The following is a 24,476-nucleotide window of genomic DNA, read 5'->3' on the forward strand; positions in this document are numbered from 1 at the left end:
AGCAACGCTTTCAACTCGCCTCTGCTCAGTCTAACGTCTCGATTGGTCATGGCACTTCCCCTTCCACGGGAATCGGTGATCGCAACGTCACCACCGTGCCATGGCCGCTCGCCCCTCAGAGCAGGCGCCGTTCTCTCTCCAAAACTTTTTGCAGAACCTTCAGCACACTATCTCGCCAACCGAGCGGGGACACCCTAATTGGTGGTGACTTGCGTCACCGCCACGCCGGTTATCCTGCCGTTCCCGGCTGTGTAGGTGAGCGTCTGCGTGACCGTGGCGTCCTTCTGGTCGGGAGACGAAGCAGGATAAGAGGCGGCGAAGCCGAAATGGCCGTAACGATCGGGCTTGGCGGCGCCAAATTTCGCGGCCACGTCGCTCAGCGGCGCTCCGACGCCGGGCGTATCGAGTTCAATAGCTGTCAGGCTGGCAGGCGCGCCGGCGCATCCTTCCGGCACCTTGCCTTCCGGGTTCGGCTGCAGGGCGACGGACAGGACACCGTGGTCGGAGCCGCCCATCTCGCCGGATACGAACCAGAAGATCGACGGCGATCCGCCGGCGTCGGGGCCGGCATAGCAAAGCCAGTGGCGTGAATCTCCGGCGTCACCTTCATCGTGCATCGCTCCGCCGAAGGCTTTTTCGACATCGGCAAGCGTGGTTTCCTCAAGCTTTATCTCCAGCGGCCCAGCTTTGACCTGCTTGAATAGCGGGCTGGCCAGCGGCGAGTTGATATCGCCCAGGGATGGAATCGCCCGGTCCGGGTTGAGCGGCTTGGCCAGCGTCGTTGCATTGGTCACCAGTCCGGCAACGATGAGTGCGAAATATCCGGCGTTCTGTCCCATGCCGATCTCCTGTCGTTCGAAATGAAGGTGCGGAAGGATTTGCGGGCGGGTGCTACCCTGTCTGGCTGATGCCCAAACCGGTGCACGACCAACTGGACCGAAGATAAATTCACAAGTCCGCAGCCTTCAACGTCATTCCGGCGACTTGGCAACCAAAGTGTAATCGAGGCTCACAATTCCTTCTCGGCCAGCTCCCGAAATGCGTCGGGAACCGACCGCTGTAGCCCGAGCGCGACCGAGGCGTAGCCGACCGCCTCCCAGCCGAAGCGGTCGCGGATCTTGTCGACGGCGCGATCCGCGGTCCAGCGCGCCGCGCCCTTGCTGGTGCCGGGGCGGCGGCGGTAGTCGTCGAGCCCGAGCGGCAGTTCCAGTTGCAGGCCGGCATGCTGCTCCAGATGCGATACGGCGATCGCCAGCAGCGAGATTGTCTTTTCGTGCGGATGGTCGATGAGCACCTTGCGCACCAGCGCCTCGGCGATCTCGGCCAGCATGGCGGTTGCCGAAATCGGCTGATCGAGCGTGATCGAGCGGGTCACCGAGCGCAAATCGGCAAAGCGGACGCGAACCGTCACCGTGCGGCCGGGCCGGGATTTCGCCCGCAGCCTTGTGGCGACCCTGTCGGCCAGATGCAGCAAAGCGGGCACGAAGACCTGCTCCTCGGCGGGTTTCCGGCCGAGCGCCGATTGCGCGCCGGCCGAGCGCGCCCGGCGCTGCGTCTCGAGCTTGCGCGGATCGCGGTTCCACGCCAGCGCGTTGAGTTTCTCTCCCGCCGCCGGCCCGAGCAGGCGCTCAAGCGCCCCACCATTGGTCTTCGCCAGCTCGCCGATGGTGTTGACGCCGATGCCGGCCAGCCGCTGCCTGGTGACCGGGCCGACGCCCCACATCAACTCGACCGGCAGGTGGTGCAGGAACTCCAGCTCGTGGCGCGGATCGACCACCACCAGCCCGTCCGGTTTTGCGACCTGTGAGGCGATCTTGGCCAGATGCTTGGTGCGGGCTACGCCGACCGAGATCGGCAGGCCGAGCTCGGCCCGCACGCGGCGGCGGATCTTGCCGGCGATCTCGGCCGGCGAGCCGAACAAATGGGTGCAGCCGGCGACGTCGGCAAAGGCCTCGTCGATCGAAATCCGCTCGACCACCGGCGTGAAATCGCCGAGCACCTTGATTGCCGCATCGCCCAGCCGCTGATAGTCCTTGAAATGGCCGCCGACGAAGATGAGTTGCGGGCAGAGTTCCCGCGCCCGCCGTCCCGGCATACCGCCGCGCACGCCGAACGCCTTGGCTTCATAGGATGCGGCAAGCACTACCCCGCCGCCGACGGCAATCGGCTTGCCGCGCAAGGCCGGGTCGAGCAATTGTTCGACCGAGGCATAGAAGGCATCCAGATCCGCGTGGAGGATGTTGGCTTCCATCCGGCCCGTTCGCCCGCGGCGGTTCGAACGCCGCATTGTCTCGAGTTGTGATGAGAACATAAAGAGAACATTGTGGGTGAATTGTCAAGCAGCGCGGACGACAGGTGAAGGGGCAATCGCTTCAGGTTGGCGCCGCCCCTCATCGCCCTGCCGGGCACTTCTCCCCGTATAGTGACGGGGAGAAGGACGCTTTCGTCGATGGCTTCGCCAATCACTAACGTTGCAGGAAAGTGCCGAGTTTGCGGACAGCCCCTTCTCCCCGTCGCTATACGGGGAGAAGGTGCCGGCAGGCGGATGAGGGGCAGCGCCGACTTCGGCAATCAGCCGAGCGCTACAGCGCCATCTTGTAGCCGAGATGACTGGCGGTGAAGCCGAGGCGCTCGTAAAAAGCGTGCGCCTCCCGTCGACCTTTGTCCGTGGTGAGCTGGACGAAGCTGCAATTGCGCGAACGGCATGTTTCAATCGCCCATTCGATCATCAGCTTGCCGAGGCCGCGCGAGCGCCATTGCCGGGCGACGCGAACGCCTTCGATCTGGCCGCGCCAGGCGCCTTTTCTCGAAATGCCTGGAAGGAAGCTGAGCTGCAGCGTTCCGACCACTTGCCCGGCGTTGACGGCGACGGCCAGCAACTGGTTGGGATCGGTATCGATTGCGCTGAAGGCATCGAGATAGGACGGCGCAAGCGGCGTGGACGGGTCTTCCCGGTCTGCGCCGAGCACATCGTCGGCAAGCATTGCAACGATCGCCGGCAGGTCGGGCGCCTGCGCGCGACGGAATTCGATCTCGCTCATCGCGTGGAGACATACGGCGCGGATTTGGGGACGACAAGCGTGAAGGGATGCAACTTTGCCGGTCTACTGGAAAGCAGCCGTTGAAAGACCTATGACAGGCGAGATCGGGAGGCTACGATATGGATGTTCCAGCCAGCATGAAGGCTGAATTGGCAGCCTGGAACAATGGGTCCGGCATCGATCTACAAAGCTGGGTCGGGTGCGAGGGCCGATTTGCGCTTGCTGTGGGATACAGCACCATTTTCTGGCCGAAATTCGTGACGTTCGAACGCTACGTTTTGATGGAAGGGTTTAGCGAGGAAGGCCTGCGAAGCTTTGAACGAGACCCCAACGCCACACGACAGTCCGTGGAAGCGGTTATGAACCACCTGCACATTGCCGACATTCACGCCTTGGGCGCCGCCGACATCTCTCGCGACAAACTCGTGTTTCTCGGCTCGGTTCTCAAGGAGATTTATGAGGCAAAACTGCAATGGCAGTTTGCGAACCGAAGGTTTGTCGTCGAGTTTTTCGCTTCAGACTCCAGAGACCTGGAGGATTATCAGCTGTCTTTCTGGCAAGCAGACTAGGGCAATGGGCGAGGCGAGCAACTTAGCGAGGGTCAACCCTTCAATGCGGATCGAAATCGAGGGTGTCTCCCTGGAGACGTTGAGGGCGCTGTCGCGCGCGGACCAGGATGCGTTGCTGGCCTTCGGCCGGCCGATCTCCTTCGCCATGGGCAGCGCCACCGTCCTGGCCGAATTCAATCGCAATGGCGGCACGCTTCTGGTCAATTTTGCCCATATCGACGGCGGTGGCGAAGGCGTCCTGCTCGTCTTGTGGAGGCTTGTCCGGGCCTATGCCATCGATCGGCAATTCAAGCTGATCCGTTGGAATGTCCATGCCGCCACCTGCGCCACACCGAATCCCCGGCTGCAGCGTTTCCTGCGCTCCCATCACTTCGCAGAGATCGACGATGCCAGCTACGGCCGCATTTTCGCTCGCAGCCAGCAGCTTTGATCGGCTGGCTGGCCGCTCCGCTCGGGCTTACGCCGCCTCGAGCGCCCAGAGGCGGTGGCCGTAGCGGCGGAAGAAGCGGGCGAAGAGGCGTTGCTGCCTGGCGCGGGTGAGGTCGGCGGCGCGCCTTTCCTGTCGCCAGCGCGGCATGTTGCGGAACATCGACAGGAAGCGGGCGGCATCCTCGAGTGCCTCCTCGGCTGACTGCGCCGGGCGGATCGCCGCCAGGACAGAGCGCGGCTCGGCTTCATCTGGTCGATCGCCGCCTTGCGCTGGCGATGACCCTGGCGTGCCTTGCGGATGCCGTCCTGGCGGATGGCCGCGAAAGCGGCAAGCATGGCCGGGCTGTCGCCGCTATAGCCGCAAGCATGGGCGAACTGGGCTGGGTCCATCGTCATTCCCTTGCTGCCGGCCGGCTGCGGTTCCGTTGCTCGCGCCGATTCCAGTCCGCACCACGTATAAGCATAACTCAAATAATCGAACAAGTGAAACTTTCACATTGATGTAAGCGGAACCGACTCGACTCCGCTCCAAAAACCGATAATGTTGCGAACAAAGCAGGAACAACGATGGGGATGATCATGGCATTGGCAGGCAAGGAAGCGACGATCGCCGATGTTGTCTCGATTGCCGTCGAATGCATCGACTGCGGCCGTAACAGGTGGTGGAAGCCGGCCGAGCTCAAGCTGCATGGGGTGATGCCGGAGACGCCGCTGGCCGCACTTTCGGGGCGCCTGATCTGCAAGGCCTGCCGGGCCGACGGCCTGCCGGGCGCCGCCGTCTCGATCCAGGCCGCCTTCATCGACGACCGGCAACGGACCCGCGCCGAGGCGCGCCTGCTCAACGGTCGAGAGCTGCAGCCGAGGCGGGCTTGAGGGGGCGGGACGGTGTTCTTCCTTCTCCCCTTGTGGGAGAAGGTGGCCGAGCGAAGCTCGGTCGGATGAGGGGTGTTGGACGGATCGCTACCTTGATGGCGTAAGTGCTTAAAAATCGCTTCTACATTTCCTCCGCCGCGTTCCTTCCAGCACCCCTCATCCGGCTCGGCGCTGTGCGCCGATCCACCTTCTCCCACAAGGGGAGAAGGCAACAAGCCCTCAATACCCCAGCAATTCCTTGAGCGGGATGACGCGGAAGACGTTCTTGATGGCGTAGCGGTTGAAGGACAGCGTCTTGGGCGGGTTGTACTGCTCGACGATCAGCTCGGCGGCGGTGCGCTTGACCAGCTTCTTGATGAAGGCCTTGCCGTTTTGCTCGTTCTCCTCGGGCAGGGTCTCGATCACCACATGGTCGCCGGGCAACGCTTCGCGGCCGCCGCAATAGATCATCTCGCCGGGCTCGTAGCGCGGCACCATCGAATCGCTCAGCACGTGCAGCGCAAACACGTTGCGCAGATGCCGGATCCCCGGCGGCCGCTGGACATAGCCGGCCGGCTGGCCGTTGAAGGTGAAGTCGCCATCGTCGCCGCCGACGGCGGTGCCGAGAAGCTGGATGTCCATCGGCCCGGCGGGCAGGGGGCCGGGATCGGTGACGATCTCGGCATCGGCGACCGGTCCGGCATCTTCGAGGAAAACGACCTCGCCCTTGCCGAGTGCCACCGGGTCGACGCGCAGGAACGCGGCGGTCTTCAAAAGGTTCTCGGTCTTGGGCAGGTTGCGCCCGGTTTCCCAATTGCCGACGGCAGCGACGTCGGTGTCGTTGTGCTCGGCAATGTGGCGCATCACCAGGCCGCGCTGCTTGCGCGCCCGGCGGATCGCCGCTCCGACCTTGATCGACAGTGCAGTTTTCGCCATGGCTCCATCTGAGGCATAAGAATCGGTTTCGTCTATGCAAGAATCGCTTGCATAATTGATTGAGTTATGCTCTTATATGGTCATGCACAAGTCGCTTCACCAGCTTTCGGTCCTCGAATCCGCCCTTCAGCGCGCCGGCAGCGCTCGCCTGGAGGCGGTACCACAACCGGTCGCCAAGGCCATGCATGTGCCAACCCTGTCCCCTTCGTCGCGGCTGTCCTCCTCCCCGGCCGGGACGATGCCCGAGGCTCGCGCCTCGGATCCGGCAGCGCAAGCGGCCGGAACGGCCGGAGCCGTTCCCCTCACGGCTCCGGCCACGAATTACCTGCCGGCCGGCAATGCGGATGCCGCGGTTTCCTGCACCCGCACCGAAGACGGCACGGTCATCGCCTTCGACGAGCGGACGGGCAAGGCAGTGTCCGGCGCAACAAGGCAGGCGGCCGAGATGAAGCTCGATCGCAGCAGACCACGCGAAGGCTGACCGGCTTTCGAGCCTGAGGCCGGCGAAGCCGGCGCCGCACACAACCGTTTTTGCAGGGAATGAAACATCATGGCCGCCCGCTATTCCGCCTCGGAACTGGAACAAATCGAGAACTGGCTGATGAGCGGACTGTCGGCCGCGAAGATCGCCACCCGGTTGACCGCGCTGCGCGGCGGCCCGGCCTCGCGTGCAGCTATCATCGGCATCGTCCACCGCACCGCCCGTTTGCGCACCATCGGCCTTGCCAGATCCAAGGGCTGGTGTGGCCGACGCTCTGGCGGCCGGCTCGGAAATTCGGCGCCTGAGCCATCAAGCACTGCTGATCAAGCGGAGTCGGCTCCGAAGGCCGAGCCACGCTGCCGCCCGGCAAGGCTGTCGGCCAGGCTGGCGCCGCCGGCATGGCAGCCGGGTCCGGCTCGGATCACCGGGACCGATGGCGCGCCGCTCGAAATGCCGGCGCCGCGCCCGATCGCCGCCGGCGGTCGCCAGCCGCATTTCGCCGCCATGCGCTTCATCGATTGCCTGTTCGAGCGCTGCCGCGCGCCGCTCGACACGACGCTGCAGGAGGATGCGGAAAACGACGCCCCCGGCAGCCGGCCAGGTTTGGACATGCTGTGCTGCGGAATGCGCACGAACCCATCGAAAAGCTACTGCGCCTATCACGCTGCGCGCTTCCTGCGCACGCTGCCGGCCGAAGCGATTTGAGCCCGCTGCAATGAGGCTGGAAGTTCGCCAGAGCCCGACGACCAAAACCTAGGAGGACCGAGCCGATGAGCACCAAAACCGCCCAAAAGGCCACAGCCAGGCCACCGCGATTGCCGAAAGGCGAGGCCGAGCAGGTGCGCATCCGCAAGGAGATCGGCCATGATTTCGCACTGAAGGACGACCGGTTCGGCCGCAAGCGGCTGGCGAAGGGGACGCAGGAGGGAGCGCGCCTCTATGAGGTCTCCAATGACGGCCACACAGCGACCGGCGGCATCGTGCGGGTGCGCAACGTCGACCCGCTGAGCGGCCTCACCTCGCTGTCGCGCCAGCAGCGCGAGGCGGGCATGCGCTACCGCCAGGATTTCCGCAACTCGTCCGAGGCAACCGCCAAGCCGATGGCTTGGGCCGAGCGCGTCGACGGCGGCCGTACCGGCAGCGGCGTCGCCGAACACATCCTGTCCGCCGGCCGCGACCATGCCGAGGCAACCAGGGCGCTTGTCCATTGGGAGATCGCCGGCATCGTGCAAAAGGTCTGCTGTGCCGACGCAACGGTCAAGAGCCTGGCCGAACAGGCCGGCGAGCCGCGCGACGTGGTGGTGAAACTACTCAAGATCGGGCTCGACATATTGGCCGTGCATTACCGCATGATGCTGATGCGCAAGCCGAGGTGAGAAGCCCCGCCGATCCGGCCGGCAATACCGGCCGGATCGATCCGTCAACGACGGCAGACACGGATTCTTTCGATAATCCGGTGGTGATGACGCCAGTGCTTGATGACTTCGGTGTGGCAGCGCCGGTGGTGGTACCGGTAGCGCGGCCTGTAGTCCTCGTCGTAGACATCATAGCGGTAACGGGGGACGTACTCATCGTCGTAATCGGAATATCGATGGTGGCGATAATAATAGTCGTCGTCATAGCCGTTGCCGATGCCGATCGTGACGCTGCCGCCGGCATTCGCCGGGCCGATCACGGAAGCCGCCGAGGCGATGGCGATCACCGAGGCAAGCAGGAGCTTCTTCATAGCTACCTCCTTCTTTAACGTCCCTCTAATAGAAAAACCCCCGAGGGGCAGCCTCGTTCCATAGATTGGCAAGATGTAAGGAACGGACGGGCCCGAAGTTTAGCGCCTGCTGGCGCGAAAACGCCGCTGGCTGCGCCGGGGTCGGATCGTCGACGCAGCGTGGCCGCTCCTCTCATCAAACAGCGGCAATCGCGCGTCAGTCCCGTCTTTTGCCGACGTCTGCCTACAGAACATGGCCCAATTCCAGCAAAACGAACGCGGTCGCACCCAGCACAGCGAGGGCGTAGGCCGCATAAAGAACAAGCAGCATTACCTCAAAGTCCCGGACGAAGCTTGTGGCAATCCTGGTCTCCTTAGGCTCCGCTTTCTCGATGCGGTCGGTTTCCAGTTGCTCCGTTGCCACAACGAGGCAGACAATCCTGTCGTTGTCGGCCGCCTGTAATATCCGTTCCGTCAAATCGACTGCAATCACTGGATCATCGGCCAACTGATCTCGCGATAGCCGGCTTTCAGTGACGGTCTGGATTTCACGCTTTCTCACGCACGCATAATTGCGTCGACTAAATTAGGTTCCACTAAAATAGATAGATTGCCTCGACCCGATCACGACGTGGTGAGGCGTGAGCCCAGCTGGGCGGTGAACTCCGCCTGAGGCCGCCATTTGCCGACCGTCGAGGCGAATCTCGATCGGCGCATCCTCCGATCAAAGGGCGCGGGCTTCTTTATAGGCTGCTACGGTGCGCCATTGCTGGTAGGTCGCAATGCCAAAGCCGCCAAACTCTCATATCGCGAACGCAGCGCCGACGTCTTCAGTGCCGACCGGTTATGACGAAGATCGCATGCTTACTTATATCCGGCTGCTCGACGCGTCGGCTGAAGGGACCGATTGGCGTGAGGTCGCCCGCATCGTTCTGCACATTGATCCGGAGCAGGAGCCGGAGAGGGCTTTCCGGGCGTGGGCGACACATCTGGCGCGTGCACGATGGATGACCAGGAAGCGGAACGAGTTGCGCCAATTGCATGATGAGTGGTGGGGGTGAGCACTATCTAAGCGGAACTGCCGTCTCGGTCTGGCCGTTGAGGGAGGAGGCCAACATGGAAAAGCGCCCAATGACTTCTTGGCGAGCTTTCGAGCTGTGCTGCCTTCTTGCAGTTCCGCTGTCGCTTATCCTTACGGTTTTCCTGGCGGGTCTTATCCTTAGCTGACCCCCGCATGGTTGCTTGCCGAGGGCTGGGTCGTGATCCGACAAGATCCGGAACCGTTACTTTACGGCCGCCGCCATCACATCCGAAAACAGCGCCCGCTCCACTGCCGGTTCCAGCGTTTCGGCGAAGGGCGTCGCCAAGTGGTGGCGGTCGCGGAAGGCTAGTTTGCCGTCGATGAAGACATGGCAGGTGGTCTGGTCGCAAAAGCGGTCGGTCATGTCGATGTAAGCAGCGTTCGGTGTCGAGCGCACGATATCGCGCTCGATGGTGGCGATGTCGTCGTTTGCCGCCATGATCCTCGGCGTGTCGCATGTCGCGGGCGTCTGGCCCCGCCACAGCGCCCGCGCCACGCATTTGTCGGCGTAGCTTGCATTGTAGGGAACGTCCCTGATGACCGCGACCTTGATGCCGGCCTGGCTGAAGGCTTGAAGCGTCCAGGTGAGGCCCGTCCGCCACTGCGCTTGCCAATCGGCGTGCTTCAACTCCTCGGGCGATTCTTTCATCACATTGCCGATCGAGAACTCCGAGATCACCACCAGTTGCGGGTGGAGCGCGATGATGTCCTTGACCGACTGCTCGCGCCATTGATCGCATTCGGTGTAGTCGCGCTTCAGCCGCCAGTTCCAGGTCGTCACCCGCGAAGCCCGGCAGGAGGATTTGAGAAAGGTGACGACGCGAAAGTCGTTCTTCTCGGCCGCCTTGATCAGCGGCGTCGACCAATGGTCGGCATGCGAGTCGCCGAACAGCACGACCGAGCGCTGGGCATCCTTGCGGCCGAACATGCAGGGCTTCGGCTTGACGGTCTCGAAATCGAGCACGCAGCCGCCATTGCTCGCGCGCACGGTGGAGAGCTGCGCGGCGCTGTCGGCGATGACGTGCTGTTCGGGGCTGAGATTGTGCTCGGCAAAGCGCGCATTGCCATAGGCCGCGACCACGCCGGCGCCGGTCAGCGCGACGGCGGGCACCAGCGCCCGCGCTGCTCCGGCCATCAGCCAGCCGTTGCGGCGGATCGGGTTCTCGATGAAATGATAGGTGAACATCGACAGAAGCAGCGTCAGCGCCGCGCAGGCAAGGCGGTCCAGGATGGACAGGCTGGGAACCACCATCGCCGCATAGACGATGACCGGCCAGTGCCAGAGATAGAGCGAATAGGACAGCCGGCCCAACCATTGCATGGGCGGCAGCGCCAGCACGGCGCTCGGCAGATTGCGGCCGCCGCTGCCGCTGAGCAGCAGCAGCACGGTGCCGGCAACAGGCGCCAGCGCATTCACCCCGGGAAACGGCGAGTCTTCGTCCAGCATCAGATAGGCCCAGGCGATCAGCGCCAGACCGAGGCATGCCTGGAGCGTGGCCAGCAGCGGCCGGTCGCGCCAGATCTTTGCCGGCGCCATGGTCGCGAGGCCGCCGGCGGCGAATTCCCAGGCCCTGAGCGGCGAGAAATAGAAGGCCCAGGGCTGCGACACTTCCGTCAGCCAGGCGCAGGCGGCGAAGGAGGCCGCGCCGGCGACGCCGATGACGATTATAGCGGCGCGCTTGCCGGGACGCAGCCAAGCGGCGGCAAGAAGCAGCGCCGGCCATGCCAAATAGAACTGTTCCTCGACCGAGAGCGACCAGAAGTGGATGAACGGGTTGTTGGTGGCGTCGGCGGCGAAATAGTCGAACGACCAGCGGATCAGCCAAAGGTTGATCATGTAGGCGGAGGCGAACATGGCGCCTTTCGAATAAAGCGCCTGTTCCTCCGGCGACAGGATGAAGTAACCCGTGAACAGCGTGGCGAGGATGACGAACAGTGCCGCCGGCAACAGGCGCCGGGCGCGCCGGGCGTAGAAGCGCCAGAGGTTCAGCCGCCCGGTCTCGGTGATTTCGGTAACCAGGTGACGGGTGATCAGATAGCCGGAGATGACGAAGAAGATGTCGACGCCGGCAAAGCCGCCGGGCAGGCCGGACAGACCAAAATGGAAGGCGATGACACCCGCCACCGCCAGCGCGCGCAGCCCTTCGATGTCAGGCCGAAATGATGCCGACACAATCACCTCATGCAAGGAATGCCCACCTCGCAGAGGCTCGACCCGATGCGACGATATTGCAATGCAACAAATCTAACGCAGTGCAACATAGGGGGAGGGCGCGGCTCCTCCAGTTCCTCGCGTGGGCGATTCACTCACATGAGCGATTCGAGAGCGACTGATATGGAAGCGAAGCGAAGGGTGCCGAGGCGATCACGCCTTTTTCAAAAACTCGGTCTTCAGCACCAGGCCCTTCACCTGCCTGGTGCTGCATTCGATCTCGCCGGGATTGCCGGTGAGGCGAATATTCTTCACCAGCGTGCCGCGCTTGATCGTCTCCGACGTGCCTTTGACCTTGAGATCCTTGATCAGGGTCACGGAGTCGCCCTCGTGCAGCGCCGTGCCATTGCTGTCTCTTATGATCGCGTCGGTCATGGCAGGTCTTTCGTGGGACTCCGGTGCGGAGGTGGTTGGCTCATTACCCGGCCTATCCCACGGTTGGCGGCGAGGTCAAGCGTGCCGGGGCAGCGTGCCGGTAACCAAGCGTGCCGACCGCTAATGCCAGGCGGACGGCCGACCGGAAAACCCGGATTGTGAGCAGACTGGGACCCCCTGGGCGGTAGTGGCATTGCCGCTTCGCGACATGCGCTCAGGCCAAGCCATGCCAATGGCGCCACGGCAATCGAAGTCGTGGCCTTTTACGCGGATATTCCGGCACGAGTTCAAATAGATGAGCGCCCGCCCGTGCGGACAGGAAGGTCGCACAGTGACAGACCTGCCCGCCCTTTCGCTTGGTGCGTTATTTCAATTGGCAACGATCACTTGTTGGCGCCACCGAGCTGGTTGGCCATCTTGCAGAAGTCGGCATGCATCGTGGCAATGCCTGCGTCGCTGCATTCCTTCAACATCATGGCCCGGTCGCTCGTGGACATGGCCATCCATGCCGCCTTGAATTCGGCTTCCGACTTCATGGTCTTCATGCCGGCGTCGGTGAAGAAGGGGTTCATTTTCTGCGGATCGTCGAGCGCCGAAGTGCCAGTGGCACCGGCGGCAAGCGCTGCGCCGGTCATCATCGAAAGCGCCATCGCGCCCATGCAAAGCGTCTTGATGTTCATGATCATTCCTCCTGAGCTGCTGCTTTGAGGTTGTCCATCAGCGATCTACGAAGGAACGGTGTTTTGACCCAAAAGTTCCACGTTCTGGCACAGACATGGAACAGGATTGCCCGTGACGTCATTAATGCAAAAAATTCTACCCATGACTGAATTTGCGGCGCTGCCGACCAGGGCAATCGGCGTCCAGCTGGGTGAGACGCTGCGAAGTTGCACGCCGGCTCAATATGCCCGATCATGGCGACGGCGGGGCGGAGGTATCAAGTGGCGGCAAATCGTCGAAACGACGCGCACCTGTCGGAGCCCCGGCGGGCGGGTATTGTTTCCGCGGCCAGGGCGCTTCCGCGCACATCGTTGCCCAGCGTAGCGTCGGTCGTGACGGCCGTCGCGGCGCTCTATTTCGGGCGCGAGGTCTTTCTGCCGATCGCAATCGCGCTGCTGCTTACCTTTGCGCTCGTGCCCATGGTGTCGGCACTCAAGCGAGCCGGCATTCCGCGTCTTCCTGCCGTGATCGCCAGTGTGCTCGGCGCATTCACGGTGCTGGCTCTGTTCTCCTTCATCGTCGCCACGCAGGTCAGTGAACTGGCGCAGAACATTCCGCTTTACCAGGCGAATATCCTGACCAAGGTCCGGTCGCTCAAGGAAACCGGCGTCGGCGGCGGCATCGTTTCCAGATTGAGCCGGGTGATCGAACGCGTCGGCCAGGAGCTCGACAGACCCGAGCCCGCACAACCCGCCGCCGATCAGCCTCCGCGGGAACCGATCCCGGTCGAAATCGTCGCGCGCGAACGACCGCTCGAGGTTCTCCAGAATCTGATCGGCCCGCTGCTGAGCCCGCTGGCATCGGCCGGACTGATCGTCGTGGTCGTCATATTCATGCTGCTCGAGCGGGAGGACCTGCGCGATCGCTTCATACGCCTCGTCGGCTATGGCGATCTGCATCGAACCACCGAGGCGCTGCAGGATGCCGGCAAGCGCGTCGGCCGCTATCTGCTCATGCAATTGGTCGTGAACATCGTCTATGCCGTCCCAATTGCAATCGGACTTTGGCTGCTGGGCATACCCAATCCATTGCTGTGGGGCTTGCTGGCGCTGGCGCTGCGCTTCGTTCCCTATATCGGCCCGGTCATCGCGACGTTGTTGCCTCTGTTCCTGGCGCTGGCCGTGGCGCCCGGCTGGTCGCTCGTGCTATGGACCGCAGGGCTTTTCGTCGTGGTGGAACTGATCACCGGCAACGTGATCGAACCTTGGCTCTACGGCTCGCGCACCGGGCTGTCGCCATTGGCCATCATCGTTGCGGCGATCTTCTGGACCTGGCTTTGGGGGCCATTGGGCCTGGTTCTGTCGACGCCGCTCACGGTCTGCCTCGTCGTGCTCGGCCGCCATGTGCCGCAGTTCGAATTCCTCGACGTTCTGTTCGGCAACGAACCCGTGCTCGAACCGCACGCCCGGCTTTACCAGCGGCTGTTGGCCGGCGATCCCGAGGAAGCGACGGACCATGCCGAGGAGATGCTGGAGGAAGAATATCTGGTCGAGTTCTACGACAAGGTCGCGATTCCCGCACTTCTGCTGGGCGAGCAGGACCGGGTGCGTGGTGTGTTGAGCGATGAGCAAAGACAGCAGGTCGCGGGCAGCGCGCTGACGATGGTGGCGAACCTCGACGACAGCGCGCAGGAGGAGGCGGAAGCGGACGACACGGCCGCGGCCGAGGACAACGGCTCACGCGAGGACAAGCACGTTCCGGGGCAGGTTCAGGGCGAGGAGTACACCGAACTGCCGGATGGCACGGGCATGTCGGTGCTGTGCGCCGGAGGGCGCGGCGAACTCGACGACGCGGCTGCCGCCATGCTGGCGCAGGTGCTCGAAGTCCAGGGCGCCACGGTGTTGAGAGCGAGCTTCGCCGAGATCGAACCGGGGAGCATTCGCCGCCTTGAGCTCGACGCCGTCTATACTGTCGTCGTCGGGTTTTTGAACCGGGATTCCGTCAAGCACGGGCGGTTCCTGGTCCGTCGGCTGAAACGCGCCAAACCAAGGTTGCGAGTGGGCATCGTGTTGTGGTCGGAAGCCGACAGCGACAACCAGGAGGCAGATGCCAGATTGGCCAACGAGATCAACGCCGATTTCGTCGCACATGGCATGGTAGGCGCGGTGCTCGGTGCGTTGTCCAGCGCTCCGCCGGTGGCGCTGAAGACCACCGCCAAACGCCGCATGCGCCGCCTGACGCCGGCGCGCAAGAAAGAGCCGCTCGCCGCGGCAAAATGAGCGCGGCGAAGACTGCGGCAGGTCGGGTTATTACCGCTTTCGCGAAAGTGGTAATAACGAAACGGATCAGGTTATCTTCGCAAGGTCGCGCTGAACCGTCCGCCGCGGCAAACGGCGCCAACCTTCATACAGTCCAGAAATAGCGCACCGTATGGAAGAAGACCGGGGCGGCGAAGACCAGGCTGTCGGCACGGTCCATCATGCCGCCATGGCCTTCGATCAGATGGCCCCAGTCCTTGACGCCTTGATCGCGCTTGATGGCGGAGGCGACCAGCCCGCCAAGGAAGCCCATCAGGCAGGCGATGAAGGCGACGCCGGCTGCCTGCAGCGGCGAGAACGGCGTCAGGAACGACAGCAGCGCGCCGAGCAGGCTCGATGCCGCCAGCCCGCCGACCAGCCCCTCCCAAGTCTTCGACGGCGAGACCGTCGGCGCCAGGAGATGCCGGCCGAACAGCTTGCCGAAAATATATTGCAGCACGTCGCTGCCTTGCACGGTGATGATCAGGAAAGCAATCAGCAACAGGTTGCGGCCTTCGAAGCCTGGCACCTCGAGCGTCAGCAGCGCCGGCACGTGGCTGACGCAGTAGACCGAAATCATCACCGCCCATTGCTGCGCCGAGACGCGCTCGAGAAAGCGTTCGGTGTCGCCGTGCAGCGCGGTGATCGCCGGCATCAGCAGGAAGCAGTAGACCGGGATGAAGATGGTGAACAGGCCATACCAGGCGGTCCACACCAACCAGTACTGGAACGGGATGACGATGCCGAACATGCCGAGCAGCACCCAGTGGTCGCTGCGGCGGCTGTGCGTCAGCGTCACGAATTCGCGCAACGCGGCGAAGGAAATCAGCGCGAACAGGATGGTCATGCCGGGGCGGCCGAAGAAGAAGGCGACGGTGATCGCCACCACCATCACCCACCAGGCATTGATGCGCTGGGTGAGGTTGACCAGCGTCGGCGACAACGGCTTTGGCGCGCGCCATGACAAGACGCCGGCGACGACGCTGGCACTGATCAGCACCGCCAGCAGGCCGACAATCAGAATGAGGGTTTCGTGCATCATCGGCAGCATTTTGCCTTGGTCCTCAATCGTCTCGCTGCGGCCGGGGGTTCAGCGCCAGCAGCGTTTCGCGGGCGCGGTCGAGAAAGGCGCGGCGTTCCTCACCCGGTTGAATGGCGATCGGTGCGCCGAAGACGACACGGCAAAGCAGCGGCACCGGCACGAATTGCCCCTTGGGCAGCACCCGCGACATGTTCTCGATCCAGCACGGGATGAGTTCGACATCGGGCCGCGCCATCGACAGATTGTAGAGGCCGGAACGGAACGGCAGGAGCGGTTCGTCGGTCATGTTGCGCGTGCCTTCGGGAAACAAGATCAGCGAATGGCCCTGGTCGAGCACCGACAGCATGATCGAGATCGGGTGCTGCGTTTCATCCGTCCACTGCCGGTGGATCAGCACGGAAGACAGCATGTCCTCGGCAATGAAACGGCGCAGCCGCGTCTTGCTCCAATAATCGGCGGCCGCCACCGCATGGGTACGGGCGCGCTCCTTCTCGCTGAGGCAGGCCGACAGCAGGATGAAATCGCCGTGGCTGGCATGGTTGGCGAAGTAGATGCGCTGCCGGTCCGATGGCTGGCTGCCGTTCCAGATCGGCCGCACTCCGGTGACTACCCAGGCCAGTGCTGACAGGCCGACCGAGGTCACCGTCTGCAGCAGGGTATAGGTGCTGACGCGAAGCTTTGTCATGGACGGGCTCAAAAGAATGCCGCGACGACCGAGGCCGCCGCGAACAGGCTGAAGGCGATACGCTGCTTGGCGAGCAGACGGCGCGTGCCGGCCATCCGCTGGTCGAGCGAGCGGCCACCGGCCGCCGTGGGTTTCAGCCGCATGCGCGCCAGCACGTCGTCGATCGCCGCACCGCCGCCTGCTTCGCTGGCGTGGCTGGCCATCAGCCGGAACAGCAGCGCGTCGAACAAAAGCAGGGCCGAGAGAATGATTGTGGCTATGGCACTCGCGGCGGCGATCAGCCAGACTACCGCGGACAGCGATGATGTTTGCGGCACTGCCGCCAGGCCGATGACCGGTGCCGCCAGCAAGGCAGCAGCAACCAGCAGCAGCGGCCATGCCACCTGCACCATCAGCCCGGCAGCGAATGCTTCGGCCCTGTCACGATAGGCGGTCATGCCGGGTGGTCCACGCCAAGATGCACAGGCCGGCCGGCGGCAGCGAGCTTGCCTCGCGCCTGATCCGGCGTGTCGGCCCGGCCGCTGGCGACCAGCCATTCGGCTACGACGGCGGCGCTGCGCTGGAAGCCGAGCGCGCAGCAGACCAGCACCGTGCCCTGGCCCCGCGCCGTCTCGATCGCCGCCACCGCTTGCGCACGCGCCTCGCGAGACGGCGGCAAAAGGTCGATCATGGGCAGGCTCAACCAGTGGATCGAGGCGCCACGCGGCCTTTCCAATTCGCCGGCAAGGTCGATCACCGTGCCGAAGGCGTCGGCCTCGGCGGCGGTCGGAAAACGGCCAAGGGAAACACCGTCGGCAATGACGATCTGCGCCGGAAGCTTTCGCGTCCATGCCCACACATTGACCTTGGCGGCAACCCGGTAGGGCCACAGCAGAAGACGGCTGGCCAGCGACACGCGGCCATCGGCTGTTTTCTGGAACACCTTGGCGCCGGCGCCGGCATAGGCGAAAGCGACTATGGCCAGCGCCAGTGCCGGCCACAACAGGATGAGCCACAGCGCCGAGACCAATGCGCCGGCAGCAGCGCCGGCCAGCGCAAAGGCTGCGCCAAGCGCATAGAACAGCGCCAGAAGCCGCGCTTTCGGGTCCGCGGTCAGGCGGAAGCCGGCGAAAGGCAAGGCGCCGTCGCGCGGAAACAGCCACAGCGCGAAAAGGCCGAGCAGCGCGCCGGTCGGAATGTCGATGAAATGGTGCTGCCACGTCGTCAGCACCGAGGCGCCGATCAGGAAACACCAGACATGCCAGGCGACGCCGGCGATGCCGGTCAATCTGTGACGCCAATGGTCCCAGATGATGACCAGCAGCGCGATATGCAGCGACGGCGCCTGGTTGAAGGGTTTGTCGAAGCCGCCGAGCACGGCGAACATGAAGCCGGGCAGGCCGCTCGTCTGCGGGCGCACGAACGTCGCAGTCAGCGGGAACAGGATGAAGCAGGCGACGGCGACGATCTGCGCCGTCAGATAGCGGCCGGCAAGGCGGTCGACGCCGCTCTTTGAATTGTTCAACAGCAACGACAAGCCATAGAACAGGTTGATCGACCAGTAGGGCACGATCGTCCAGGCAAGGAACGGGATGCCATGCTCCCAGCCGAAGACGATGCTGCCGACGTCGTCGCGCCGCGACGCCAGCCAGTTGGCGAAGCCGTAGGTGGCGTAGAAGAACGGCGCCAGAAATGACAGCCACAATGCGGCGCGCAGGACTATCCCGGGATACGGCTCGCGCGGCAAGGCCGGAAGGGCAGGGGCATCGCGAGGTAAGGCAGAGGCAGGCAAGTCCATGCTCAGACGCGCCGCGCGACCGAAACGGTGAAGATGCCCCACTGGTCGATTCGCTGGTCGAGCTTCTCGAAGCCGGCGGCCGCCACCAACTGGTCCATCTCGGTCTGCGTGCGGCGGCGCATCACCCAGGCCTGGCCGCCGCGATGCGAGGTCAGGCTGCGCGCGATCATCTCGAGCTGCGGATGCCAAGGCTGGTTGGTGTAGACGAGCAGGCTTCCGGGCTGCATGGCGCTGGCCAGTCCACCGAGCGAGCGGGCGATCATGGCATTGTCGGAAAACAATTCGTAGAGCCCCGAGACGATGGCGAGATCCGGCGCCGGGTCGAGCCCGGCCAGCATCGTGGCGTCGAAGGCGTCACCTCGATGGAACGAGACGGTCGCCGGCAGCTTGCGCTCGGCGATCAGCTTGCGGCCGAGCGAGACGTTGAGCTCGGAGAAATCCTGCAGCCGCACGCTTGCCGGCGGCGCGGCGCCTTTCTGCACGGCATCGAGCACATAGCGGCCATGGCCGGCGGCGATATCGACGATATGGACCGGCCGGCCGGCGGCCTTGAGCGAGGCGGCGGCGCTGCCGATCAGCTCTTGCAGATGCAGCTTGCGCTGGCGGATGCCGCGCCAGCCGATGGCATCGAGAAAGGTGCGGTCGATCATGCGGCCGATGGGGCTGATGCCGCGCGCCTCGTTCTCGTAGACATAGTCGAGCGTCGAGCCGGAATCGAAGCCGGTGGCGATCCCCGTCTTCATGCCGGACGACAGCCAGGCGCCCATGCGGATCGAGGCGCGGCTCATTGCCCAGTAGAGACCTTTGGGCGACAGCAGCGGCAGCGGCGAGGCCAGTCGGTCGGCCTCGTCGCGTGTGTAGCCGGCACGGTCGGCCCCGGTCAGGTCGACCGGCTTTTCCGGCGCTGTGAACTGCCTTTCGAGGAAAGGCCTGATCAGGTCGAGTGCCTTGTGGCGGTCGCGCTCGCCCAGCGTGTCGTGGAAGAAGCCGGGCAGCACGTGCCGCTCCTTGGCCGGGCTCGCCAGATTGACGAAAAACTCGTGCTGCGGTCCATGGCGCACCACCCAGTCGCTGCCGGAGATCAGAAGCTGTGTCGGCACGGTGATGGCGCGGGCGTCGGCGACGATGCGCGCGGCATGGTCGTAGAGCTCGACCAGGATGTTGGAGGCGATCGGCCGGGTGATCAGCGGGTCGGCGTCGAAGGAGGCGATGCGCTCGGGGTCATGCGTCAGGAATTTCGCCTTGACGTAGGAATTGACGAAGAAGCGGCCCTTCAGCTTCTGCCACAACGCAATGCCTTGCTTGGCGAAGGGCACGTAGAGCTTGACCGAGAAGGCCGGCGAGGCCAGCACCAGGGCGCGAATGTCGGGCGCGTAATCGTGCACCCAGGCGGCGGCAAGCACGGCGCCGAAGGATTGCGCGATCAGCGCGATGTCGCGCCGGGCAAAGCCGTCGCTGCCGATCTCGCGCACAAAATAATCGATGTCGCGCACCAGCGCGGCAAACGACGGCGCATAGCCGCGTTCGCCGGCGGAGCGGCCATTGCCGCGCGCATCCCAGGCATAGAAGGCGTGGTCGGGCATCTGGAGCTCGTCGACCAGATGCGCCATGCGGCCGCCATGCTCGTGGCCGCGGTGGAACAGCAGGATGGCACCCTTGCGGTTTTCCGACAGCGCCGGCCAATAGCGATAGAAGACCTCGGTGCCGTCATGGCTCTTGAGGCTGCGCTCCTGCGCCACCCGCTCGATATTGGCTGAAGCCACTGCGGCAACCGTCTGTTGGTGAAGCATGTTGTTCTCCCTGGCGAGACCGGAATTCAGCTGCCGCTCCCGTTAAGGCCGCTGTGTATCCGGTTGATGGCGGTCGCCAGCGAGAGTGTAGCCATGGCCGGAAACACGAGCGTCGTGAGCGCCGGGAGCCACAGGCCGGACGCGATAAGCACGGCGAGGATGCCAAGCGCCAGCGCCCGGTCGCTTTTGCCGAACGGGCCGGCATAGCTGCGCCCCGCTCCGGCCGCGATGCCGAGCACGCCGGCGAATTCCGCAATCACCGCCGCGATCGCAAATGCGACGACGCCCCAGACAGGAAAAATGACGGCAAAGGCCAGGATCAAAGCGAGATCGGAGACAACATCGCAGAGCTCGTTGAGATACATGCCGAGCTTCGAGGCCTGGCCATGTTCCCTCGCGAGCATACCGTCGATGGCGTTTAGTGCCATTCGCGTAAACAGCACGAGCGCCATCAGCAGAAAGACCACGCGGTGGCCGTCAAGGGCTGCCACCACAAGGCCGGTGGCGAGCGAGAGGGCAGCGGCCAGCAACGTGATCTGGTTGGCGGTGACGCCGGCTCTGGCCAGTCCGTCGGCAAGCGGCCGCAACCTGGCCTGGAAGGCCGGTTTCAGCGCATAAAGCGTCGGCATGTGCGAACCCCCCGGCCGCGGTGCAAAGTGATGTTGGCGAGGATGGTCACTTGGCGCGCAAGACGCAAGGGCGGCGCCCATCACTTTCCGCAAACTTGCCGGACGGCTATGTCCTCGCTTTGACCGTGTCGCCCGGGAACAGGGCGGGCAAACTTTGTTCGGCCGCCGCCCAGGCCCGACTATGGTAACGCCGCAGGATGAGAATGCATGCGGCGAAGACCAGCAGCCCGCAAATCACGCCGGGCGTCATGCCCCCGCCAAACGCAGACTTTACAACGATGCCGGTGAAGACGCCGGCAATGGCGCCATTGATCGTGCCCACCATCCCCGCGGTGGTCATGAAATATTGCAGCGGCGAGGGCCTGAGGCCCTTGTCGACCAGCACCGCCGAGGGGTCGTCATGCGTGGAATTGACGAGGTATCTTTGCAGCACGGGCGCCAGTTCGACGAAATAGTGGCGGATCCTGGCCATGCCGCGGGCATGCACCATGTCCTCGATGGCAACCTGCACAGCGCGCACGAAGGTGACCAATCCGATGAAGAAAAGGCAAGGCAGCACGATCAGGCTGAACAACACGAACGGCCTGCCCATCTCCGTGACCTGCGCGACGAAGGACAAGGCAATCGTTGCGCTCGAGACCGAGGTCAGGAACAGATCGGCTCGCTGGTTCACTTCCTGAATGGTCGCCGCGCGGGCATTTTGCAGCACGAAATGCTCGGTCGTCAGGCACTGCAGGGCCTGCTGCGCTTGATCTGGCGGAACCGGAGCGTCGGGAGAACGGGTCATCGACATTTGCCCCTTCTGTCAGCCGCAACCGGCGGACAGAAGGGGGCGTCGTCCTGCGAGCTGTCAGGTTTTGCCGATGGCGATGCGCTTGGCCTTGGCCTGGGCGCGCTCCGTCTTGGGCAGCGTCACGCTGAGCACGCCGTTCCGGAACGCGGCGTTCACTCTGTCTTCGTCGACTTCGTAGCCGAGCGGGATACGCCGCTCGAAACGGCCATAGAAGCGTTCGGAGAACTTCCTGTCCTTGTCCTCGGTCTCTTCACGCTTCTCGCCGCGCAGCGTCAGCACGCCGTCATCGAGCAGCAGCTCGACGTCCTTCGCGTCCATGCCGGGGATTTCGGCGGTGACGCGGATCTCCTTTTCGCCATCGGCGATGTCGATACTGGGCCAGCTGGCGCGGGCCGCGGAGAGGCCACCGAGCGACGGCAGCCGCGTGTCGAAGCCGCGGAACGCCTCGTCGAACAGGCGGTTCATTTCGCGATGCAGCGTCAGGAAGGGATCGCGATCGGCGTCACGGAACAGGCTGGGGGTCTGATTGTTCTCCCGGCCCCAGGGAATGAGATCACGAATAGCCATTGCATAGTCTCCTTTCTCGACTGGTGCATTCAGGCAGCCTGCTTGTTTGCTTCGACCTGCGCGACCTTCGGCCCGGTCTTCGGCGAGGCGGCATCGGTCGCGATGGCGATGCGCCGAGGCTTCATCTCCTCGGGCACCTCACGTACCAGATCGATGCTGAGCAGGCCGTTGTCGAGCGAGGCGCCTGCAACCTTGACGTGATCGGCAAGCTCGAAACGGCGGGTAAAGGGCCGTGTGGCGAGGCCACGATGCAGATACTCCGCGTTATCCGGCTCCTTGTGCTGGCCGGAGACAATCAGGAGGTTGGGTTCATGGGTGATTTCGAGGTCGTCCTCGGAAAAGCCAGCGACGGCGATGGTGACGCGGTAGCTGTTCTCGCCGCTGCGCGCGATGTCATAGGGCGGCCAGGCGTCGAAAGCCTGCGGAGCATTTTCCAGCAGGTTGAAGACGCGGTCGAAGCCGATGCTCGACCGATAGAGCGGGGAAAAGTCGAATGCGGTTCTCATAGCTACATCCTCCATCGAGCAACATAGATACGAGGAGCGCCAAAGAGCTGGCGCTCCCTGGTTTCGCCGGCCCCATTTCGGCGACCGGTGCCTTCGATCTGGTTATTGTCCGCCGCAAGTCAAGACCCGGCGGCTTTCGCTTTGCCGGTTTTTCGGGCCGGTTTTCGGTCGGCTCGGCGAGGCTGCCAATCCCCCTTTTTGCGGCGAGATGTCCGGCAGGAGATTGCCTGTTTGATTTCAATTGCCAACGCTGACTTCCCCGGCCGGTTATTGTCTGCAGCAGGTCAAGACCCAGATTTCTTGTGTTGCCGGGCCCGTTCCCGGCACCCGCAGATGGAGCTGACCATGACACGCGACGAGATCATTTCTGTGCTGGGCCCGGTCGACGAAGCCGTGATCGCCGACATTGCGGCGACGGACGGGACGGTCCAGGAATTGCGCGAGGCCCTGGCCTGGATCGCCGCCGACGAGGCGTTGGTGAACGAGGGCCGACCGCTGCCGACGGCAAGAGTAGCGACGCTGATCGAACTGCTGCAAGGGCCGGACGAGGAGGAATAACCGGCTGTCGCCGCGATGCTCTTGAACCGCGCAGAGAGACGAACCATGTCCTTCAGCGGCGCCGGCCGGCCGCCGGTGCCGCCAGCATAACGTTGCTTGCTCAAACAAGAAGACGATCAGAAAACAAGGAGGAGGTGATGGACGACGTCCGCTTTGCCGAGCCGATCACGTTGAAATTCCAATCCAGCGAGCGCAAGGTCGCCAGCAGTTGGGAAGCCATCGAATGCATGCGCCAGCAGTGGCCGGACCGTGCACGCAGCCGGAGTTGGCGCGCCGCCTATCGGACCTGCCGCGACGCGCTCGACGGTTGGCGTACCGGCGTGATGCGCGCAAGGCCTTCGTCCGGGCGGCGCGCAAGGCCCGATTGCTCGCATCGGCCCGCAAGCCTGTCGACCGCGCCGGCTAGTCCGGACCCCCCTCCGATATTGTGAGATCCAAAACAAGTGGGGAGAGGCAGCTGCCTTTCCCCCGCTTCGGAGACTTTGTCCGCTGTCTAGCGGCAGATCGGCTTGCTCCTCAGTGGACGGTAATAATGCCGTTTACGGCCCGCCATTCGGAGGGCTGGATCAGGTGATGATGGGCGACGCGCACCGAATGCAGCGGGCCTTCGATCTCGCGCTCCCAGAAATCGAGGAAATGCTTCAGCGTCGGGAAATCGGGGGCAATATCGTATTCCTGCCAGATGTAGAGCTGCAGAAGGCTTCGATGATCGGGCAGGCGGTAGTGGATCTCCGCCGTGGTGAGGCCAAACCCTTGCATCTGGAGCTGAAAGTCCCTGCTGATCATGCAATCCTTCCTTTCCCAATGAACCTCCGTCTGCAAAACGCCTCGCCTTCCACATAGGTTCCAGCCGCCGCAAGCGGCTCAGGAGACGGACAGATTTGGAAATCCGGCCGGGTCATCGCGCCGGAAACGGCGAATGTGCTAACAATTACAGCGTATTGGCACTCTCAGGCGTCGAGTGCTAAAATTTTTGCATGATCCTCTTGAAAGCTGAAAAAAGCGCGACTAGTTCGTATGCGCGCGATGCCTGATGAAGGGGTCGCGCACCCCGTGCCGGGCCGATATTGCCGGTCCGGTCAGGAGGATGTTCGAAAATCTGTTTGTCCAGAGAGGAGAACGACATGGCGTTCCGTCCATTGCATGACCGTATCCTGGTCCGCCGCATCGAGGTCGACGAAAAGACCGCGGGCGGCATCATCATCCCCGACACCGCCAAGGAGAAGCCGCAGGAGGGCGAGGTCATCGCCGCCGGCCCCGGCGCGCGCGACGACAGCGGCCAGTTGCAGCCGCTCGACGTCAAGGTCGGCGACCGCATTCTGTTCGGCAAATGGTCCGGCACCGAGATCAAACTCAATGGCGAGGATCTGCTCATCATGAAAGAGAGCGACGTGCTGGGTGTGATCGAAGCCACGGGCGAGATGAAGAAGGCTGCCTGAGGGGGGCCTGAACAAGCATTCCAGTCAACGAAAAGCTGCCTATCGAGGAGTG

31 protein-coding genes are annotated in these 24,476 nt (G+C 63.7%); 11 read left to right on the forward strand and 20 right to left on the reverse strand.

All coding sequences use genetic code 11. The features are described from left to right. Positions 1-194: 194 nt before the first annotated feature. From NKI16_RS00005 to NKI16_RS00015, 3 genes are all read right to left on the reverse strand, one after another. Positions 195-839 (reverse strand): hypothetical protein, encoded by a 645-nt coding sequence (locus tag NKI16_RS00005; protein WP_352453494.1) that lies wholly within the window; start codon positions 837-839, stop codon positions 195-197. Positions 840-1,009: 170 nt separating this feature from the next. Next, positions 1,010-2,251, reverse strand: a complete 1,242-nt coding sequence (gene dinB, locus NKI16_RS00010) for a DNA polymerase IV (RefSeq protein ID WP_023675647.1) — start codon at positions 2,249-2,251, stop codon at positions 1,010-1,012. A gap of 331 nt (positions 2,252-2,582) precedes the next feature. After that, positions 2,583-3,041, reverse strand: a complete 459-nt coding sequence (locus NKI16_RS00015; RefSeq protein WP_352569172.1) for a GNAT family N-acetyltransferase — start codon at positions 3,039-3,041, stop codon at positions 2,583-2,585. 119 nt (positions 3,042-3,160) lie between these two features. Here NKI16_RS00015 and NKI16_RS00020 point away from each other — a divergent pair, with 119 nt between their 5' ends. Beyond that, positions 3,161-3,610, forward strand: coding sequence for a hypothetical protein (locus tag NKI16_RS00020; protein WP_023675649.1), 450 nt, complete (start codon positions 3,161-3,163; stop codon positions 3,608-3,610). 43 nt (positions 3,611-3,653) lie between these two features. Further along, positions 3,654-4,040 (forward strand): hypothetical protein, encoded by a 387-nt coding sequence (locus NKI16_RS00025; protein WP_051406100.1) that lies wholly within the window; start codon positions 3,654-3,656, stop codon positions 4,038-4,040. A gap of 27 nt (positions 4,041-4,067) precedes the next feature. Here the strand turns inward: NKI16_RS00025 and NKI16_RS00030 are convergent, their stop codons facing one another. Further along, positions 4,068-4,199, reverse strand: a complete 132-nt coding sequence (locus tag NKI16_RS00030; protein WP_280952088.1) for a hypothetical protein — start codon at positions 4,197-4,199, stop codon at positions 4,068-4,070. 407 nt (positions 4,200-4,606) lie between these two features. On the opposite strand from NKI16_RS00030, the gene NKI16_RS00035 reads away from it, so the two are divergent. Continuing rightward, positions 4,607-4,912 carry a hypothetical protein gene (locus NKI16_RS00035; protein ID WP_352783728.1) on the forward strand — a complete coding sequence of 102 codons (306 nt, stop codon included), beginning with the start codon at positions 4,607-4,609 and terminating at the stop codon, positions 4,910-4,912. Between the two features lie 219 nt (positions 4,913-5,131). On the opposite strand, the gene NKI16_RS00040 is transcribed toward NKI16_RS00035, so the two are convergent. Beyond that, a complete protein-coding gene (locus NKI16_RS00040; protein ID WP_352457320.1) occupies positions 5,132-5,827 on the reverse strand; it encodes an XRE family transcriptional regulator in 696 nt (231 codons plus the stop codon). Positions 5,828-5,903: 76 nt separating this feature from the next. Here NKI16_RS00040 and NKI16_RS00045 point away from each other — a divergent pair, with 76 nt between their 5' ends. The 3 genes from NKI16_RS00045 (at position 5,904) to NKI16_RS00055 (ending at position 7,684) form a co-directional block, all read left to right on the forward strand. After that, entirely contained in the window at positions 5,904-6,308 is a 405-nt protein-coding gene (locus NKI16_RS00045; RefSeq protein ID WP_352783729.1) for a hypothetical protein, read from the forward strand. Between the two features lie 69 nt (positions 6,309-6,377). Further along, a complete protein-coding gene (locus tag NKI16_RS00050; RefSeq protein WP_352922174.1) occupies positions 6,378-7,013 on the forward strand; it encodes a high mobility group family protein in 636 nt (211 codons plus the stop codon). A gap of 65 nt (positions 7,014-7,078) precedes the next feature. Further along, on the forward strand, positions 7,079-7,684 hold the full coding sequence (locus NKI16_RS00055; RefSeq protein ID WP_352621325.1) for a DUF6456 domain-containing protein: 606 nt from the start codon (positions 7,079-7,081) through the stop codon (positions 7,682-7,684). Between the two features lie 44 nt (positions 7,685-7,728). On the opposite strand, the gene NKI16_RS00060 is transcribed toward NKI16_RS00055, so the two are convergent. After that, positions 7,729-8,034, reverse strand: a complete 306-nt coding sequence (locus NKI16_RS00060) for a hypothetical protein (RefSeq protein ID WP_023675656.1) — start codon at positions 8,032-8,034, stop codon at positions 7,729-7,731. A 223-nt stretch (positions 8,035-8,257) separates the two neighbouring features. Then, a complete protein-coding gene (locus NKI16_RS00065) occupies positions 8,258-8,521 on the reverse strand; it encodes a hypothetical protein (RefSeq protein WP_245274650.1) in 264 nt (87 codons plus the stop codon). Between the two features lie 274 nt (positions 8,522-8,795). On the opposite strand from NKI16_RS00065, the gene NKI16_RS00070 reads away from it, so the two are divergent. Continuing rightward, positions 8,796-9,074, forward strand: a complete 279-nt coding sequence (locus tag NKI16_RS00070) for a hypothetical protein (RefSeq protein WP_352453505.1) — start codon at positions 8,796-8,798, stop codon at positions 9,072-9,074. Positions 9,075-9,296: 222 nt separating this feature from the next. Here the strand turns inward: NKI16_RS00070 and NKI16_RS00075 are convergent, their stop codons facing one another. The 3 genes from NKI16_RS00075 to NKI16_RS00085 form a co-directional block, all read right to left on the reverse strand. Then, on the reverse strand, positions 9,297-11,267 hold the full coding sequence (locus NKI16_RS00075; protein WP_352621323.1) for an acyltransferase family protein: 1,971 nt from the start codon (positions 11,265-11,267) through the stop codon (positions 9,297-9,299). A 192-nt stretch (positions 11,268-11,459) separates the two neighbouring features. Then, complete coding sequence (locus tag NKI16_RS00080; RefSeq protein WP_023675660.1) at positions 11,460-11,681, reverse strand: alkylphosphonate utilization protein; 222 nt, start codon at positions 11,679-11,681, stop codon at positions 11,460-11,462. A 383-nt stretch (positions 11,682-12,064) separates the two neighbouring features. Next, positions 12,065-12,361, reverse strand: a complete 297-nt coding sequence (locus tag NKI16_RS00085) for a hypothetical protein (protein WP_023675661.1) — start codon at positions 12,359-12,361, stop codon at positions 12,065-12,067. Positions 12,362-12,595: 234 nt separating this feature from the next. Here NKI16_RS00085 and NKI16_RS00090 point away from each other — a divergent pair, with 234 nt between their 5' ends. Then, the gene (locus NKI16_RS00090; RefSeq protein ID WP_352621321.1) at positions 12,596-14,620 is read left to right on the forward strand and encodes an AI-2E family transporter; all 2,025 of its coding nucleotides are present in this window, start codon (positions 12,596-12,598) and stop codon (positions 14,618-14,620) included. Positions 14,621-14,744: 124 nt separating this feature from the next. Here the strand turns inward: NKI16_RS00090 and NKI16_RS00095 are convergent, their stop codons facing one another. The 9 genes from NKI16_RS00095 to NKI16_RS00135 all read right to left on the reverse strand — a co-directional run bounded on the left by NKI16_RS00095 (position 14,745) and on the right by NKI16_RS00135 (position 22,427). Next, positions 14,745-15,680 (reverse strand): phosphatidate cytidylyltransferase, encoded by a 936-nt coding sequence (locus NKI16_RS00095; RefSeq protein WP_023675663.1) that lies wholly within the window; start codon positions 15,678-15,680, stop codon positions 14,745-14,747. Positions 15,681-15,702: 22 nt separating this feature from the next. Then, complete coding sequence (locus tag NKI16_RS00100; protein ID WP_031211476.1) at positions 15,703-16,365, reverse strand: lysophospholipid acyltransferase family protein; 663 nt, start codon at positions 16,363-16,365, stop codon at positions 15,703-15,705. Between the two features lie 8 nt (positions 16,366-16,373). Further along, positions 16,374-16,802 (reverse strand): hypothetical protein, encoded by a 429-nt coding sequence (locus NKI16_RS00105; RefSeq protein WP_352642804.1) that lies wholly within the window; start codon positions 16,800-16,802, stop codon positions 16,374-16,376. Then, entirely contained in the window at positions 16,799-18,142 is a 1,344-nt protein-coding gene (locus NKI16_RS00110) for a phosphatase PAP2/dual specificity phosphatase family protein (protein WP_352621317.1), read from the reverse strand. Before NKI16_RS00110 ends, NKI16_RS00105 begins: the two co-directional genes overlap by 4 nt. A 2-nt stretch (positions 18,143-18,144) precedes the next feature. After that, on the reverse strand, positions 18,145-19,932 hold the full coding sequence (locus NKI16_RS00115; protein WP_352842602.1) for a bifunctional alpha/beta hydrolase/class I SAM-dependent methyltransferase: 1,788 nt from the start codon (positions 19,930-19,932) through the stop codon (positions 18,145-18,147). A gap of 26 nt (positions 19,933-19,958) precedes the next feature. Further along, positions 19,959-20,561, reverse strand: a complete 603-nt coding sequence (locus tag NKI16_RS00120; protein ID WP_352621313.1) for a CDP-alcohol phosphatidyltransferase family protein — start codon at positions 20,559-20,561, stop codon at positions 19,959-19,961. Positions 20,562-20,667: 106 nt separating this feature from the next. Further along, complete coding sequence (locus NKI16_RS00125) at positions 20,668-21,348, reverse strand: hypothetical protein (protein ID WP_352642806.1); 681 nt, start codon at positions 21,346-21,348, stop codon at positions 20,668-20,670. A gap of 63 nt (positions 21,349-21,411) precedes the next feature. Then, complete coding sequence (locus tag NKI16_RS00130) at positions 21,412-21,921, reverse strand: Hsp20/alpha crystallin family protein (RefSeq protein WP_352621309.1); 510 nt, start codon at positions 21,919-21,921, stop codon at positions 21,412-21,414. A gap of 29 nt (positions 21,922-21,950) precedes the next feature. After that, positions 21,951-22,427: an Hsp20 family protein gene (locus NKI16_RS00135; protein WP_352642808.1), complete on the reverse strand. Its 477-nt coding sequence runs from the start codon at positions 22,425-22,427 to the stop codon at positions 21,951-21,953. 345 nt (positions 22,428-22,772) lie between these two features. On the opposite strand from NKI16_RS00135, the gene NKI16_RS00140 reads away from it, so the two are divergent. Next, on the forward strand, positions 22,773-22,985 hold the full coding sequence (locus tag NKI16_RS00140; protein ID WP_245274651.1) for a hypothetical protein: 213 nt from the start codon (positions 22,773-22,775) through the stop codon (positions 22,983-22,985). 137 nt (positions 22,986-23,122) lie between these two features. Beyond that, positions 23,123-23,416: a DUF982 domain-containing protein gene (locus NKI16_RS00145; RefSeq protein ID WP_245274652.1), complete on the forward strand. Its 294-nt coding sequence runs from the start codon at positions 23,123-23,125 to the stop codon at positions 23,414-23,416. An 85-nt stretch (positions 23,417-23,501) separates the two neighbouring features. Here the strand turns inward: NKI16_RS00145 and NKI16_RS00150 are convergent, their stop codons facing one another. Next, positions 23,502-23,771 (reverse strand): usg protein, encoded by a 270-nt coding sequence (locus NKI16_RS00150; protein WP_023675672.1) that lies wholly within the window; start codon positions 23,769-23,771, stop codon positions 23,502-23,504. A 338-nt stretch (positions 23,772-24,109) separates the two neighbouring features. On the opposite strand from NKI16_RS00150, the gene NKI16_RS00155 reads away from it, so the two are divergent. Beyond that, positions 24,110-24,424 carry a co-chaperone GroES gene (locus NKI16_RS00155; RefSeq protein WP_352457303.1) on the forward strand — a complete coding sequence of 105 codons (315 nt, stop codon included), beginning with the start codon at positions 24,110-24,112 and terminating at the stop codon, positions 24,422-24,424. Positions 24,425-24,476: the final 52 nt, after the last annotated feature.

It is taken from the genome of Mesorhizobium sp. M0698 (genome assembly GCF_040320455.1).
Classification (GTDB): domain Bacteria; phylum Pseudomonadota; class Alphaproteobacteria; order Rhizobiales; family Rhizobiaceae; genus Mesorhizobium.

Coding starts and splice junctions, on each gene's coding strand:
- NKI16_RS00005 (WP_352453494.1), bottom strand. CDS start 839: ATGGGACAGAACGCCGGATATTTCGCACTCATCGTTGCCGGACTGGTG.
- dinB (WP_023675647.1), bottom strand. CDS start 2,251: ATGGAAGCCAACATCCTCCACGCGGATCTGGATGCCTTCTATGCCTCG.
- NKI16_RS00015 (WP_352569172.1), bottom strand. CDS start 3,041: ATGAGCGAGATCGAATTCCGTCGCGCGCAGGCGCCCGACCTGCCGGCG.
- NKI16_RS00020 (WP_023675649.1), top strand. CDS start 3,161: ATGGATGTTCCAGCCAGCATGAAGGCTGAATTGGCAGCCTGGAACAAT.
- NKI16_RS00025 (WP_051406100.1), top strand. CDS start 3,654: ATGCGGATCGAAATCGAGGGTGTCTCCCTGGAGACGTTGAGGGCGCTG.
- NKI16_RS00030 (WP_280952088.1), bottom strand. CDS start 4,199: ATGTTCCGCAACATGCCGCGCTGGCGACAGGAAAGGCGCGCCGCCGAC.
- NKI16_RS00035 (WP_352783728.1), top strand. CDS start 4,607: ATGGGGATGATCATGGCATTGGCAGGCAAGGAAGCGACGATCGCCGAT.
- NKI16_RS00040 (WP_352457320.1), bottom strand. CDS start 5,827: ATGGCGAAAACTGCACTGTCGATCAAGGTCGGAGCGGCGATCCGCCGG.
- NKI16_RS00045 (WP_352783729.1), top strand. CDS start 5,904: ATGGTCATGCACAAGTCGCTTCACCAGCTTTCGGTCCTCGAATCCGCC.
- NKI16_RS00050 (WP_352922174.1), top strand. CDS start 6,378: ATGGCCGCCCGCTATTCCGCCTCGGAACTGGAACAAATCGAGAACTGG.
- NKI16_RS00055 (WP_352621325.1), top strand. CDS start 7,079: ATGAGCACCAAAACCGCCCAAAAGGCCACAGCCAGGCCACCGCGATTG.
- NKI16_RS00060 (WP_023675656.1), bottom strand. CDS start 8,034: ATGAAGAAGCTCCTGCTTGCCTCGGTGATCGCCATCGCCTCGGCGGCT.
- NKI16_RS00070 (WP_352453505.1), top strand. CDS start 8,796: ATGCCAAAGCCGCCAAACTCTCATATCGCGAACGCAGCGCCGACGTCT.
- NKI16_RS00080 (WP_023675660.1), bottom strand. CDS start 11,681: ATGACCGACGCGATCATAAGAGACAGCAATGGCACGGCGCTGCACGAG.
- NKI16_RS00085 (WP_023675661.1), bottom strand. CDS start 12,361: ATGAACATCAAGACGCTTTGCATGGGCGCGATGGCGCTTTCGATGATG.
- NKI16_RS00090 (WP_352621321.1), top strand. CDS start 12,596: ATGGCGACGGCGGGGCGGAGGTATCAAGTGGCGGCAAATCGTCGAAAC.
- NKI16_RS00095 (WP_023675663.1), bottom strand. CDS start 15,680: ATGATGCACGAAACCCTCATTCTGATTGTCGGCCTGCTGGCGGTGCTG.
- NKI16_RS00100 (WP_031211476.1), bottom strand. CDS start 16,365: ATGACAAAGCTTCGCGTCAGCACCTATACCCTGCTGCAGACGGTGACC.
- NKI16_RS00105 (WP_352642804.1), bottom strand. CDS start 16,802: ATGACCGCCTATCGTGACAGGGCCGAAGCATTCGCTGCCGGGCTGATG.
- NKI16_RS00110 (WP_352621317.1), bottom strand. CDS start 18,142: ATGGACTTGCCTGCCTCTGCCTTACCTCGCGATGCCCCTGCCCTTCCG.
- NKI16_RS00115 (WP_352842602.1), bottom strand. CDS start 19,932: ATGCTTCACCAACAGACGGTTGCCGCAGTGGCTTCAGCCAATATCGAG.
- NKI16_RS00120 (WP_352621313.1), bottom strand. CDS start 20,561: ATGCCGACGCTTTATGCGCTGAAACCGGCCTTCCAGGCCAGGTTGCGG.
- NKI16_RS00125 (WP_352642806.1), bottom strand. CDS start 21,348: ATGACCCGTTCTCCCGACGCTCCGGTTCCGCCAGATCAAGCGCAGCAG.
- NKI16_RS00130 (WP_352621309.1), bottom strand. CDS start 21,921: ATGGCTATTCGTGATCTCATTCCCTGGGGCCGGGAGAACAATCAGACC.
- NKI16_RS00135 (WP_352642808.1), bottom strand. CDS start 22,427: ATGAGAACCGCATTCGACTTTTCCCCGCTCTATCGGTCGAGCATCGGC.
- NKI16_RS00140 (WP_245274651.1), top strand. CDS start 22,773: ATGACACGCGACGAGATCATTTCTGTGCTGGGCCCGGTCGACGAAGCC.
- NKI16_RS00145 (WP_245274652.1), top strand. CDS start 23,123: ATGGACGACGTCCGCTTTGCCGAGCCGATCACGTTGAAATTCCAATCC.
- NKI16_RS00150 (WP_023675672.1), bottom strand. CDS start 23,771: ATGATCAGCAGGGACTTTCAGCTCCAGATGCAAGGGTTTGGCCTCACC.
- NKI16_RS00155 (WP_352457303.1), top strand. CDS start 24,110: ATGGCGTTCCGTCCATTGCATGACCGTATCCTGGTCCGCCGCATCGAG.